This is a genomic window from Paraburkholderia unamae, from assembly GCF_003096875.1.
Lineage (GTDB): Bacteria > Pseudomonadota > Gammaproteobacteria > Burkholderiales > Burkholderiaceae > Paraburkholderia > Paraburkholderia unamae.
The window spans coordinates 348,521-360,947 of sequence record NZ_QEOB01000008.1 but is presented as its reverse complement, the minus strand read 5'-3'; the positions used below and the strand labels follow the sequence as shown (position 1 = coordinate 360,947).

General features: G+C 67.1%; 12 protein-coding genes. 7 read left to right on the top strand and 5 right to left on the bottom strand.

Annotated features, from left to right (window positions below):
• Positions 1–311: 311 nt before the first annotated feature.
• Positions 312–884: a FlhC family transcriptional regulator gene (locus C7402_RS19070; RefSeq protein ID WP_116611662.1), complete on the top strand. Its 573-nt coding sequence runs from the start codon at positions 312–314 to the stop codon at positions 882–884.
• Positions 885–926: 42 nt separating this feature from the next.
• Here the strand turns inward: C7402_RS19070 and C7402_RS19065 are convergent, their stop codons facing one another.
• Positions 927–1,460 (bottom strand): MarR family winged helix-turn-helix transcriptional regulator, encoded by a 534-nt coding sequence (locus C7402_RS19065; RefSeq protein ID WP_181565587.1) that lies wholly within the window; start codon positions 1,458–1,460, stop codon positions 927–929.
• Between the two features lie 70 nt (positions 1,461–1,530).
• On the opposite strand from C7402_RS19065, the gene C7402_RS19060 reads away from it, so the two are divergent.
• From C7402_RS19060 to C7402_RS19040, 5 genes are all read left to right on the top strand, one after another.
• Positions 1,531–2,445 carry an EamA family transporter gene (locus C7402_RS19060; RefSeq protein ID WP_116611661.1) on the top strand — a complete coding sequence of 305 codons (915 nt, stop codon included), beginning with the start codon at positions 1,531–1,533 and terminating at the stop codon, positions 2,443–2,445.
• Positions 2,446–2,796: 351 nt separating this feature from the next.
• The gene (locus tag C7402_RS19055; RefSeq protein WP_116611660.1) at positions 2,797–3,780 is read left to right on the top strand and encodes a hypothetical protein; all 984 of its coding nucleotides are present in this window, start codon (positions 2,797–2,799) and stop codon (positions 3,778–3,780) included.
• 160 nt (positions 3,781–3,940) lie between these two features.
• Positions 3,941–5,176: a chromate efflux transporter gene (chrA, locus tag C7402_RS19050; RefSeq protein ID WP_116611659.1), complete on the top strand. Its 1,236-nt coding sequence runs from the start codon at positions 3,941–3,943 to the stop codon at positions 5,174–5,176.
• 137 nt (positions 5,177–5,313) lie between these two features.
• On the top strand, positions 5,314–5,934 hold the full coding sequence (locus C7402_RS19045) for a TetR/AcrR family transcriptional regulator (protein WP_224044138.1): 621 nt from the start codon (positions 5,314–5,316) through the stop codon (positions 5,932–5,934).
• Complete coding sequence (locus tag C7402_RS19040; RefSeq protein ID WP_116611657.1) at positions 5,931–7,166, top strand: glycosyltransferase; 1,236 nt, start codon at positions 5,931–5,933, stop codon at positions 7,164–7,166. The genes C7402_RS19045 and C7402_RS19040 overlap by 4 nt, the downstream gene beginning before the upstream one ends.
• 2 nt (positions 7,167–7,168) lie before the next feature.
• On the opposite strand, the gene ubiM is transcribed toward C7402_RS19040, so the two are convergent.
• From ubiM to C7402_RS19025, 3 genes are all read right to left on the bottom strand, one after another.
• The gene (ubiM, locus tag C7402_RS19035; RefSeq protein WP_116611656.1) at positions 7,169–8,365 is read right to left on the bottom strand and encodes a 5-demethoxyubiquinol-8 5-hydroxylase UbiM; all 1,197 of its coding nucleotides are present in this window, start codon (positions 8,363–8,365) and stop codon (positions 7,169–7,171) included.
• Between the two features lie 23 nt (positions 8,366–8,388).
• Positions 8,389–8,811 (bottom strand): hemerythrin domain-containing protein, encoded by a 423-nt coding sequence (locus tag C7402_RS19030; RefSeq protein WP_116611706.1) that lies wholly within the window; start codon positions 8,809–8,811, stop codon positions 8,389–8,391.
• A 303-nt stretch (positions 8,812–9,114) separates the two neighbouring features.
• A complete protein-coding gene (locus C7402_RS19025; RefSeq protein ID WP_372460504.1) occupies positions 9,115–9,420 on the bottom strand; it encodes a hypothetical protein in 306 nt (101 codons plus the stop codon).
• 140 nt (positions 9,421–9,560) lie between these two features.
• Between C7402_RS19025 and C7402_RS19020 the strand changes: the two genes are divergently transcribed.
• A complete protein-coding gene (locus C7402_RS19020) occupies positions 9,561–10,592 on the top strand; it encodes a D-cysteine desulfhydrase family protein (RefSeq protein WP_116611655.1) in 1,032 nt (343 codons plus the stop codon).
• Between the two features lie 34 nt (positions 10,593–10,626).
• Here the strand turns inward: C7402_RS19020 and C7402_RS19015 are convergent, their stop codons facing one another.
• Positions 10,627–12,405 carry an FAD-dependent monooxygenase gene (locus C7402_RS19015; protein ID WP_116611654.1) on the bottom strand — a complete coding sequence of 593 codons (1,779 nt, stop codon included), beginning with the start codon at positions 12,403–12,405 and terminating at the stop codon, positions 10,627–10,629.
• Positions 12,406–12,427: the final 22 nt, after the last annotated feature.

Here is a 12,427-nt window from a genome sequence, read left to right as displayed (position 1 = left end):
GCGTGCTTTCAGGAAGGGCGAAGCTTACCGCGAGATGCGCGCGAAAAGTTTACGCGGCAAAACGCTGTAATAATTCGTAGGGAGACGCAACAGGTTGTGAGGCATCGCGGGGAGATTCGCCGCAAGCGCGCACGGGCATTTAACGCGTAATTTCCGCGCAATTCACGCGGATTCTTTTCTTTCTGAAAATCGAAAATTCTTTCGAAATATTATTCTTGACGCTTATTCACGCGCTTTTATAATCGCCCGTGAATTCAGGCATCCGCCTGGCCGTCAATGCAGCTTGCGGCTGTCCCTGGGAATACAACGTCATGTACAAAGGCAGTGTGGCCGAAGAGGCGCGCGAAGTGCTCCGCGCAATCGAGCTGATTCGCCTTGGCGCACGCATGCCGGTGCTGGAAAGAGAACTCGCGCTTTCGCGCGATCGCATCATCCGGATTTATCGCGAAACCAAACGCGCGTTGCCACCCAAAGGCGCGCTGCCGTTTTCAACGGACTGGTATTTCGCGCGGCTGCCGAACATTCATGCTTCGCTGTTCTACAACATTTATCTCTTTCTCCGCGATGAAGCGAAGTGCAGCCGTTTCGACGCGCTCACGCGCGCGTATCGCCTCTACCTCGAACACTGTGAGTCCGCGCAGATCGAACGCGTGCTGAGCTTCACGCGCGCATGGTCGCTGCTGCGCTTTTTCGAGGGCCGCCTGCTCACGCTGACGCGCTGCGCCGCTTGCTCTGGCCGTTTCGTGCGTCGTATGCAGGAGACGCACGCCGGTTCCCCTTGTCTGATGTGCGCAGCGCCCCCAACCACCCTACCCGGCGCAAGCGGCCTCGCCCCGACGCGCGTGGCGAACAATACGTCGCCGCCCGTCGCTATTCCCGCGTGAGCGAACGCGTCCGCTCATAACACCGCCCGTTGCGGGCGTGCCTCACGCGTCTTCTTCCATACCGGCGCCATCCGCCGCTTCCAGCACCGCCAGCAAGCGCGCCAACTGCCGGTCGAGCGCCGCGATCTCGCGCGCGCCGAGCGGCGCGAGAATGCGCTGCTCATTGGCCACATGCGCCTCCACCGCCCGTTCGATCAACGCGTAGCCCGCCGGCGTGAGTTCCACGAGCAGACTGCGCGCGTCGTCGGGATTGGGCACACGCGCGATCAGGCCACGCGTTTCCAGCCCCTTGAGCCGGTGCGTCATGGCGCCCGACGTAATCATGAGCGTCGAAAACAGCTCGGTGGGCGCGAGGCGAAACGGCTCGCCCGAGCGGCGCAGCGTGGCGAGCACGTCGAATTCCCAGCGGCTCAGATCGAACTCCGCGAACGTGTCTTCGATCCGGCGCTGCAACAGCACCGAACAACGCTTGAGCCGCCCGATCGGGCCCATCGCCGTGACATCGAGATCCGGCCGCTCGCGCCGCCACTGCGCGAGGATCGCGTCCACGGCGTCGGGTCGCACTATCGTCTTCATAGCGATTACCAATTTATCTTCACGTCAAGATTATATAAGATGCAATTTATCTCAACGTGAAGATAAATTCATGGACACCTCCGCTGCCTCTCCCTCCTCGTCCTCTCCGCCCGCCTGGCGAACCTGCGCCAACATCCTCGCTACGGCCATCGCCCCCGCCATCTGGGGCTCGACCTACATCGTCACGACGCAGGTACTGCCGCCCGATCGCCCTTTCACGGCCGCGCTGCTGCGCGCGTTGCCCGCCGGCCTGCTGCTCGCGCTGTATTGCCGGCGCCTGCCGCGCGCTCACGAATGGCCGCGACTCGTCGCGCTGGCCGCACTCAATATCGGCTTTTTCCAGGCGTGTCTTTTCGTCGCCGCGTATCGCTTGCCGGGCGGCCTTGCCGCCGTGGTGGGCGCGTTACAGCCGCTCGTGGTCATGGCGCTCGCGTGGGGCTTCGATGGCGCACGCCCCGCACGCGTGGCCGTGTTCGCTGCGGCGCTCGGCGTGCTGGGCATGGCGGCGCTGCTGCTCTCGCCCGGCGCGACATGGGACGCGATCGGCGTCGTCGCCGCGCTCGCGGGCGCGTTGAGCATGGCGTGCGGCACCTGGCTCGCGCGCCGCTGGCGCCCGGCCATGCCGGTGCTGGCGTTCACGGGCTGGCAGTTGCTGATCGGCGGTGCGTTGCTCGCGCCCGCGGCGTGGTGGCTCGATCCGCCCTTGCCCGCATTGGGCGCCGCGCAGATCGCCGGTTACGCGTACCTGTCGCTCGCGGGCGCATTGCTTGCCTATGCGCTCTGGTTTCGCGGCATCGCGATGCTTTCGCCGGTGGCGGTTTCGTCGCTGGGTTTGCTGAGCCCGTTGACGGCCGTGGTGCTGGGCTGGGTGTGGCTCGGCCAGGCATTGCGGGGTGTCTCGCTGCTCGGCCTCGTGACCGTGCTCGGCAGCGTGCTTGCCGTGCAATGGGCGATGGCGGGACCGCGCCCCATCAGCAAGCGATGATGATGCGCGGCGCGCCCACAGAAAAGGAACAAGGTCGAGGTCCATGTCCATCATGCTCACGCAAGGGGCGAGCGGCGCCTTCAGAATCTCGCCCGCATGCTCTCGGCGCTGCCCGCCAGCCATTGACTCGCGGCCTGTCTTATTCCGCCAACCTGGCGGTTTTCGCCGATTGATCTTCACGGCGAACTGGCCCATATTCAAATGGTCCCGCCAAATCCGGCACCGTTTTCGTGTGACGTTGTCGTGCGTCGCTAAACGTCGCTAAACGTCGCTAAACGTCGCGAAACGCCGTGCAACGCCCTTTGGCGGCGAAAGCCGGTCTGATGCGATCGAAGCGAACAACCTCAGCCCATGTTCAACGAACCTGGTCACGATGATTCTGGTCCGTGGCAGTGTCCTTACTGCGGGACCAGACTCAATGCGCAGCTGGTCCTGTGCCCCGAGTGCGGCGCGAACCTCGTCGCGGCCGCCTCGCGCATCGCGGCGGCCAGCAACGCCGCGTCGGGCGAGCGTCCTGGCGGCATCGCCCAGCGCTTGCGCACGCACCTGAACGCCCAGCCTGGCGATTTCGACGGCGAGTATCCTTCGATCGACGAGGAGCGCGTGGCGCGCCGCCCGCGTGTGCCGCGCCTGGCCTGGGCCGGCGCGGCGGTATGCATCATCGCGCTCGGCAGCTATGCGTTCGCCAATCGCGCCGCGTGGGAGCCCCGGCTCGGCGTACAGGTCGTGGAAGGCTCGGTGGTCGGCCCGCACGGCAAACTCACGAGCCTGAGCGCCCGACCGGCCGCCGGACACGGCGCGCCCCCCATGGCCGCGTTGCCGCGCCAGGCGCCGCCGGGGCAAACCGCCTCGCTACAGAAGGCACGGCCGCTGGAGCTCGCGCCGGGCTCCCCTGGCTCACCCGGCTCGCCTGGATTCGCAAACACCCGTCCCGACGTCGCGCGCGAGCTTGCCAGCGCGCGCGCCAGTCTCGACAAGAACAATCTCTGGCCCGCGCGCCGGTCCATCATGACGGCGCTCGCCGCGCAGCCCGGCAACGCCGAGGCGCAGCAAATGCGCGCCGACCTTGTGGCGCGCGAGCAGCAGCGCGACGCGCTGATCGGCCGCGCACGCGAATGCGCGCACGCGCGCCAATGGGCTTGCGTGCGGCAAGACGCGGGGCATGCGGCGAACGTCGACGCATCGAGCCGCGAAGCGAAGCATCTGCTCGCGCTCGCCAGCGCCGAGCACAAGGGGGGAACCGGCAAGCGCTTCCCGTGGCCGTGGTCCGGCCAGACCTACGCGCAGGCGGGAGACGCCCGCGCTCGCCAGGACGCGCTTTTCGGGCATCACTGAAGATTGCCGACCGAACCGGCGGCGGCACTGCCCGCCGCACCTGCGCGCGTCAGCCCACCGCCTGGCAAGCTCGACGCTCGTCGGCCGCATGAGCCGAAGATTCGCCACCTTCTCGCGCTAACATCGGCATCACTCATCTTCCCAGCCGCTTCGCGCATCCATGGATACTGAAATGTCGACGCAGCGCCAGTCCCGCGCTGGCCGCGCCTTCGAAGTTCTCACCGTGTTTCTCAAGCTCGGCATGACGAGCTTCGGCGGCCCGATCGCGCATATCGGCTACTTTCGCCGCGAGTTCGTCGAGCGCCGCCGCTGGCTCGACGACAAGGCGTTCACCGATCTCGTCGGGCTCTGCCAGTTCCTGCCGGGACCGGCCAGCAGTCAAACCGGGTTTGCGATCGGCTGGCTCAGGGCAGGCTGGGCCGGGGGACTGGCCGCGTGGTGCGGCTTCACGCTGCCTTCGATGTTCCTGATGATCGCCTTCGCCGCTATCGCACCCGATCTCGGCGGCCCGGTGGGCGGGGGCATTATTCACGGGCTCAAGCTCGTCGCCGTGGCCGTCGTCGCGCAAGCCGTCTGGGACATGGCGCGGCGGCTGTGCCCCGACCGGCGGCGCGCGGCCATCGCGCTCGCGGCCATCGCGTTGCTGAGCGTGCTGTCGACCGACTTCGCGCAGCTCATCGTGATCGGCGTGGGCGCATTGCTCGGTCTCGCGCTCTGCCGCGCCGACGCGGCAGAGCCGCCACGCGCCGAAACCGCGAACAGCGCCGGGTTTCATGTGTCGCGCAAGCTCGGCCTCGCCGCGCTGATCGTGTTCTGCGCGCTGCTGTTCGGCCTGCCGGCGCTCGGAGCCACGGTCGGCGCGCAGGGCGTGCGCCTGTTCGAGGCGTTCTATCGGTCCGGCGCGCTCGTGTTCGGCGGCGGCCACGTGGTGCTCCCCTTGTTGCAGCGGGAAACGGTCGCCACGGGCTGGGTCACGCCCACCAACTTTCTCGCGGGCTACGGCGCGGCGCAGGCCGTGCCGGGGCCGCTCTTCACGTTCGCGGCCTTCCTCGGCTGGACGATGGCCGGACCGCCCAGGCACTGGGGCGGCGCGCTGCTGGCCACCGCGGGCATTTTTCTGCCGGGCCTGCTGCTGGTCATTGCCGCGCTGCCTTGGTGGCAGGCGCTGCGCGCCCGCCCGGCCATGGCTTCGGCGCTTGCGGGCGTCAATGCCGCCGTGGTCGGCCTGCTGGCCTGCGCGCTCTATTCGCCGGTGTGGACCAGCGCTGTGCTCTCGCAGGCCGATTTCGCCATTGCTTGCGTGGGCTTCATCCTCTTGACGCGCTGGCGCGTGCCGCCGCTCGCCGTCGTCGCTTTCTGCGTTGCGTGCGGCATGGCCGAAAGCGTGTTGCGTTGAGCGAGGCGGGCGGCAGCGGGCGCCGCGCTTGCGGCCGATTTGTGAACGATGAATAATATTGTACGTCGTTCAATTTTATCGTTCGCATGCCCGAATCTTCTCCCCCAGGCCGGCGCGACCGCAAACGCCTGCACACCATGGAGCACCTCGCGCGCACCGCCGCCGCGCTATTCGAGGCCCACGGTTACGAGCCGGTGACCATGGAGCAGATCGCCGCAACGGCGGACGTGGCCAAAGGCACGCTCTACAACCACTTCCCGGTGAAGGAAGCGGTGCTCGCGCATTGGCTGCATCTGGAACTGGCGACTAACCTGACTGCGCTGCACGCGAAGCTCGAGACCACGCCCGGCTTCGCGAAAGGCGCACAGCTCGTGCTCGATCACTCGGCGGCCTGGTGCGAGGCGCATCCCGACTATCTCGCGCCTTATCTGCGCTTTCGCTTTCTCGGCATCGGCGCGCAGACTTCGCCTTCGCGGGACAGCGAACAACTGAGCGACATCGCCGATACCTTTGGCTGGCTGATCCGGCGCGCTCAGGCGGCGGGTGAAATTCGCGGCGACCTCAATGCGGCGCGGCTTGCCATCTCGTTCCACCATCTCTACCTCGGGGCCATGCTGCGCTGGCTTGCCGAGCCGCGCCTGAAACTGCGCCAGGAGTTTATTGCGGCGATCGATTTGTTCCTCCATGGCGCGTCGATTTCCGTTGAAACGGCGAAACCGTCACCCCGTTCGAGACCGTCGAGGATCAAGCGCTCATGAAGCTTCTAGTCGCGACGTATGGCACCGAAGGCGACGCGCGCCCGTTCGCGGCGCTGTGCCGTGGCCTGATGGACGCGGGACACGAAGCGCACCTGCTCGCCGACGCCGCCACGCTCGGCAGCGCGAGAGCGCTCGGCGTGCCGGTCACGGCGCTGGCCGGCGACATTCGCGGCACATTGAGCGCGGACCAGGCCATCTCCGGCGTCGTGGCGAAAGGCGGCGGTTTCAACGCGACCGCACGCGCGCTCGCGAACATCGCCAATGCCAATGCGCAAGCCTGGATGCGTACGCTCGTCGAAGCGGGCGAAGGCTGCGACGCGATCCTCGTTGCGGGGCTTGCCGCGTTTGTGGGCCTGAGCGCGGCGGAATATCTCGGAGCGAAAGGCATCGGCTCCGGCATGATCCCGCTCACGCCAACGGCCGCCTTCCCTTCGCCGTTCCTGCCGCCCCGGTGGGTGCCGCGCGCGTTTAACCGCATGAGCCACGGCTTTGTGAACGGCATGTTGTGGAAGGCCTTTCGCGGGCAGACCAACGCCGCACGCGCGCAGTTCGGCCAACCCGCGCGCCACGCAATGTGGACAGATCACCCGATGGTGTACGGCGTCTCGCCGAGCCTTCTGCCCGCCCCGGGCGACTGGCCCGCCAACGCGCAACTGTGCGGCCAGTGGCTCGCCCCCGCCGCCGCGTGGACGCCGCCGCCCGCGCTGGAGCATTTTCTCGCGGCGGGCGAGGCGCCCGTTTATATCGGCTTCGGCAGCATGACCGGCTTCGACAACGCGCGCTTGCTGGAAGCCTTGATCGAAGCGATGCAAGGCCGGCGCACCCTGTTTTATCCGGGCTGGAGCGGCATCGATCCGAAGGCGTTGCCGGGCAACGTCTTCGCGATTGGCGAGACGCCGCACGACTGGCTGTTCCCGCGCACTGCCGCAGTCATTCATCACGGCGGATCGGGCACTGCGCACTCGGCGGCGCGCGCGGGCGTGCCCTCCATCGTGACACCGTTCGCGGGCGACCAGTTCTTCTGGGCCGAACGCTTGCGCCTGGCAGGCGTCGCGCCGAAGGCGGTGAACGGCCGCAAGCCCGAAGCAAGGGCGTTCGCCAGCGCGCTCGACTTCGTTGCGAGCACAACGGTACGGGAGCGCGCCAGTGCGTTGGGCGAGTCGATGCGTGCGGAAAACGGTGTGGCGAACGCGGTAGCGGCGCTCGAACGCATCGTCGCGGGCGGGCGGTGAGCCTAGCCAGTCAACGAAGCCGCAATCGCCCTTCTGAACGGCGCGAGCCGCGAAGCCGCGCGCAGCATGAAATCGCGCGCGAACCGCGCCGGCGCGGTGTTGTTCGTGAACACGTCGGTGATGAAGCGCGTGGCGTGGAAAAGCGGCCTGGTCGCGCGGCGGTGCTGATCCTCGTAGCGGCGCAACACCGACGCGGCGCCTATGTCGAGCCCGCCGCCTCGCGCGGAAACGATCAGGCTACCTAATGTTTCGACACCGAGCAGCCCGAAGTTGAAACCGTGCGCGGTCACCGGATGCATGCCGACCGCCGCGTCGCCAACCGCCGCGAAGCGCGTCGCGACGAAACGCTCGGGATAAACCGAAACCAGCGGATAAACGTGGCGCGTGCTCGTCAGGGTCATCGCCCCCAGCCGCCTTGCGAATCGCCGCTCGATGTCGCGGCTGAATGCCTCGGGCGACAGCGCGGCCATTTCGTTCACTTCGCCCACCGGCAGCGTGAGCACGACCGACGACTGAGGCGCATGCGTCGCCCGGTCGGCATTCAAGGGAAGCAGCGCGAGCGTCTGGTCGTAGCCGAACCACTCCCACGCCGCGTGCCCGTGCGCCGCTTCGTGAGTCATGCGGCAAACCAGCATGGCCTTGCCGTAGTCGTGCAAATCCGCCGGAATGCCCATCATCTTGCGCGTGGCCGAGAAGCGGCTATCGGCCGCCACGATCAAATTCGCCGTGAGCGTCTTGCCGCTTTCCAGGGTGACGCGCGCACAGGCATCGCCCGTTTTCACGCCGCTCACCGTTTCGGCCGCGAGCAGCGTGACGTCCTCATGCTGTGCGTTGCTCGCGCACAGCGCGTCATAGGCGGCCTTGCGGATCAGGTGATTGGAGACCAGCCAGCCCAGCTCCGAGTGGCCGCTCAACTCATGGCCAATATCGAGCGCATGCGGCGAAGCGCCGTTGAATACCTTCGCGCTGCGAAGCGCGGAACGCGCATCGGGCTCGATGTGGTCCCACAGCCCGAGTTTCTGCATCAGGCGCACCGACTTCTGGGTCAGGGCGATCTCGCGCCCGTCGAAGCGCGGCTCGCCAATGTCCTCAAGACGCTGCCGCTCGACGACGACAATGCGCAGCCCCTGGCCGCTCAACGCGCGCGCGAGGCACAGCCCCACCGGGCCCGCGCCCACGATTACGATATCTGCTTGCATGAATCGACTGGTCCCGGGATGACTCAAACGGCCTGAACCATGCCGCTTTCGCGCAACGATTCGACCATCATCGAATCCATTGCGCTCACGTGCCACGCGAACCATTCGCGCACTTCGCTCACCAGTTGCCGCCCGGCGGCGAAGCGGTGCTCGTCGGCGACTTGCCTGCGCACCTCGGCGGCCACGTCGAGGACCTGCCGGTGTTGTCCCGCATGACAGTGGCGCGGACCGAAGTCCATCGCCTCCATCCACGCTTCTTCCTGCGCGAAGTGCTCGCGCGTATGGGCAATCCAGACCTCCAGCGCGGCAGCGAGCGCTTCGTCCGGGGCGCTCGCCGCCGCGTCGAGCAGCTGCACGAATTCCTCGTGCATCGTATCGGTGATGGGTTCCCCCAGATGCAAATCGGGGGCGAGAGCGGGCGCGCGGCGCGGTACGGATGAGGTCATGAGCGAGAGGGCAGTCGGCATGCAAGGCGCGCTTGAAACGCGCGCGGGCAAAGCTTCAAGATATCAAGGCGTCCTGGTATTTACGCTGACTTTGAGCAAAGGCCGCGCACGAGACAGCCGATACCCGCCGAGACCAATGGTCGCTCCCCGGCGCACCGGTTCATGCCGCGTGGACGAGCAAAGCGAGGAGACAAAACGAGACCGGCTACGGTGCGCCGCCAGAAAGGGGACCGCAAGCATGGAGTCATGCGAAGACAGAACCGTGGGAACAGGTCGTGACTTCGAAGCCGCGCGGCGCGCGGCTCAAGCCATTTCGGCCAGATTGACGAGGGCGCGATCGCCGTCGGTTTGTGCTTCGTTTTCGGCGCGAAACGTCCTCTCGCTATACGCGATGACCTTGAACCCGCAGCCCGCCGAACGCGGAATGGTGATGCCCCAGTGCCAGCCGCCTTCCTGCTCGAAGACGTGCAGCCTTGGGATCGATGACTGACTCAGCGATTGAAATATGCTCATGTAAAGCCTCCCGTCGTGGGAATATCGTCTCGGACGATTGCCTGAATGAGACCAGTTTAAGAAATGACCTTGCTGCGACGCAATACGGATTTTCATGGACGTGAGAACCCTGACGTAATGCGCATCATGTTGGTGCGCGGGCGCGGCGTCATTGCCCTGGTTATCATGCGGCGCGCTGTGCGCTAAAGCCACGCCGTCACACGCCGCCACGCCCCCATCGAACCCACGAGACCCCGATGATCACCGAAACGAATGCCACGCCCCCGTACCGGCTCGACCTCTCGAAGCACGCCCGCCAGCCGCTGCTCGAAGGGCCCACGCCAATCCAGCCATTGCCGCGATTGAGCCGTGAATGTGGGGGCGTGAATCTCTATGTCAAGCGTGAGGATCTCAATGGTCTGGGCGGCGGCGGCAACAAGCTGCGCAAGCTGGAGTTCCTCGTGGGCGAGGCGCTGGCCATGGGCGCCGACACGATCATCACCGTGGGCGCGCGCCAGTCGAACCACGCGCGCCTGACCGCGGCGGCCGCCGCGCGCCTGGGCCTGCAATGCGAACTGGTGCTCACGCGCGCCGTGCCGCGCGAGGACAGCGAGTATCTGGAGAACGGCAACATCCTGCTCGACGACCTGCTGGGCGCGCGCGTGCACGACCTGCCCGGCACGGCGAACGCGCTGGCGTTCGCCGAGGCGCGGGCCGACGAGCTGCGCAGCCAGGGGCGCAAGGTTTATGTCTGCCCGCTCGGCGGGTCGAGCCCGGTGGGTTGTCTGGGCTACGCGGCCTGCGCGGCCGAGATCATGACGCAAGCGCACGCGCAGGGCATCCGCTTTTCGCGCATCGTGGTGCCCAACGGCAGCGGCGGCATGCACGCGGGGCTCGCGGCCGGCTTCGCGGCGCTCGGCCTCGACCCGGCCATCGTGCTCGCCTACACGGTCTATTCGAAGGCCGGGCAGGCACACGCCACCACGCTCGACAAGGCCCGCGACACGCTCGCGTTGATCGATCCGGCGCGGCGCATCGCAGACCACGCGATCGCGATCGACGAAACGCAACTGGGCGAGGGCTACGGCATCCCCACCGATGCGATGCGCGAAGCCGTGCGCCTCATGGCCTCGAAGGAAGGGCTGCTGCTCGACCCGGTCTATAGCGGCAAGGCGTTTGCGGGTCTCGTTCAGGCCGCACGCTCGGGGCAGCATGCGCCCGGCGAGAACGTGCTGTTCATCATGAGCGGCGGCCTGCCAGGACTCTTCGCCTATCGCAGCGCGTTCTGACGCGCCGCTTGCCCCCTCCCGTTCAACGCCGCATTCAACCGCACGCGAGAATGCGATCGAGCGCGGCGGCGAGCGTCGCCTTGGGGTCCTGCGCGAGCGTCATCGAACGCCACGCCACGAACCGGTCCGGCCGCACCAGCACGGCACCCGCAGGACCATGCTCGCGGCGCTTCAGCCATTCGCAGCGCAGGTCGAAGCGCTCGCCTTCGCGCACGCTTATCGTCATGGCGTCGAGCGGCAAGCCGCGTTCGGCGGCGAGCGCGCGCGCCGCTTCGCACCAGGCGTCGCCCTGCTCGCCCGCGATCAGCACGAAGCGCCCCTCGCCGAGCAGATCGTTGATCGAATAACGGCCACGCGTGTCTTCCAGCCAGGCGTGCGGCACCGTGTGGCCCGGCTTCGTGCTCGGGCGGAAGTCGCCGTGGCTGTCGAGGCTCGCGGGCGCGGGGATCTCATCGGCGACGAGCGCACCGCTCGCGTAGGTGTAGCCGTAGTTGACGTTGAGGTGGTGATAGGTCGAGCACGCAATGCCGATGCCTTGGGTCGCGCGCCGCCGCGCCGCCTCGCCCTCCGGTCCGTCGGCCCATTGCAGGCGCAGGTTTTGCCAATTCTGCTGCGCACCGTTCGCAGCGGAAAAGCCGAACGACGCCGCGATGCGCCAGGCGTTGCGCCAGTTCCCATACGCTGAATCGACCGTTGCGCGCGCAACCGGCTGGCGCTCCGCCTCGTACGAATCGAGCAGACCTTCGCCCGCCTGGGCGCGCAGCACCATGGCGATCTTCCAGCACAGGTTGTAGCTGTCCTGCACGGCGGTGTTCAGGCCATGCGCGCCGGCCGGCGGCATGCGGTGTGCCGCGTCGCCGAGTATGAAGGCGCGGCCCACGCGAAAGCGCGCCGCCACCACCGCGTTGAGCGGCCAGCGCGTGACCTGGTGCACCTGAAGCCCCTCGCGCGCGATGCCGAGCGTACGCAGCAGTTTGGCAACGGCTTCGTCGTCGCTGTCCTGCTTGTGGTCGCCCGGCGCTGCAATCATGCTGAACACCCATTCGCGCGAACGCATGCCCCAGGCGTCGGGGCCCATCGGCACCAGCACGCCGGGTTCGCCGGTCTCGGGATTGAGGATGGTGCGATTGAGCACGTCTTCGCTTTCGTGCGCGCGGCCATAGCGCGCGAGGTCGGCGCTGAAGTGCACCGACACCGTCGTCGCCACCGCCGCTTCGCCTTCCATTTCGACGCCAAGCTGCGGGCCGACGATCTGGCCGCCGTCGCAGGCAAGCAGATACTGCGCATGGACTTCGTATTGCTCACCGGTATCGCGATCCAGAATCGTGGCGACGATGCCGTCCGCCTCTTCACGGAAGCCGCGAAATTCATGGTGAAAATGCACCGCGCCCGGCGCGAGGGCTTGCGCGTGCGTGCGCAGCAGCGGTTCGAGCCGCGCTTGCGGCAGGTTCGCGTAGCGGTTGTCGCTCGCGGCGCGCCAGTCGCCGTCCTCGCCGCCGCGTCCGAACGCGCCCAGGCGCGCGATCTCGCGGCCGTGGTCCGGGTCCGCGCCCGCGAGACCCGCATACCAGCCCACATAGCGCATGTGCGCGTCGGGGCACGACTGCGCGCGAATGGCCTCCTCCACGCCCAGCTCGCGGTAGATCTCCATCGTCTTGATGGAGAGCAGGTGCGCCTTGGGCAGCATCGATGTCTGCTTGTACTTGCTCACAAGCCAGCTATTCACGCCGTGACGCGCGAGCAGCATCGATGCGGTCAGCCCCGTCGCGCCGCCGCCGACGATCAGGACTTCGGTTTCCACAGTCTTTTTCATGGGTTTCCTGTTTTGCCGGGCA

Bases quoted from the DNA above. Each gene is read 5' to 3' on its own strand.
- chrA (WP_116611659.1), top strand. From the start codon at position 3,941: ATGGATACTGAAATGTCGACGCAGCGCCAGTCCCGCGCTGGCCGCGCC.
- C7402_RS19040 (WP_116611657.1), top strand. From the start codon at position 5,931: ATGAAGCTTCTAGTCGCGACGTATGGCACCGAAGGCGACGCGCGCCCG.
- C7402_RS19030 (WP_116611706.1), bottom strand. From the start codon at position 8,811: ATGACCTCATCCGTACCGCGCCGCGCGCCCGCTCTCGCCCCCGATTTG.
- C7402_RS19070 (WP_116611662.1), top strand. From the start codon at position 312: ATGTACAAAGGCAGTGTGGCCGAAGAGGCGCGCGAAGTGCTCCGCGCA.
- C7402_RS19065 (WP_181565587.1), bottom strand. From the start codon at position 1,460: ATGAAGACGATAGTGCGACCCGACGCCGTGGACGCGATCCTCGCGCAG.
- C7402_RS19015 (WP_116611654.1), bottom strand. From the start codon at position 12,405: ATGAAAAAGACTGTGGAAACCGAAGTCCTGATCGTCGGCGGCGGCGCG.
- C7402_RS19060 (WP_116611661.1), top strand. From the start codon at position 1,531: ATGGACACCTCCGCTGCCTCTCCCTCCTCGTCCTCTCCGCCCGCCTGG.
- C7402_RS19055 (WP_116611660.1), top strand. From the start codon at position 2,797: ATGTTCAACGAACCTGGTCACGATGATTCTGGTCCGTGGCAGTGTCCT.
- ubiM (WP_116611656.1), bottom strand. From the start codon at position 8,365: ATGCAAGCAGATATCGTAATCGTGGGCGCGGGCCCGGTGGGGCTGTGC.
- C7402_RS19020 (WP_116611655.1), top strand. From the start codon at position 9,561: ATGATCACCGAAACGAATGCCACGCCCCCGTACCGGCTCGACCTCTCG.
- C7402_RS19045 (WP_224044138.1), top strand. From the start codon at position 5,314: ATGGAGCACCTCGCGCGCACCGCCGCCGCGCTATTCGAGGCCCACGGT.
- C7402_RS19025 (WP_372460504.1), bottom strand. From the start codon at position 9,420: ATGAAAATCCGTATTGCGTCGCAGCAAGGTCATTTCTTAAACTGGTCT.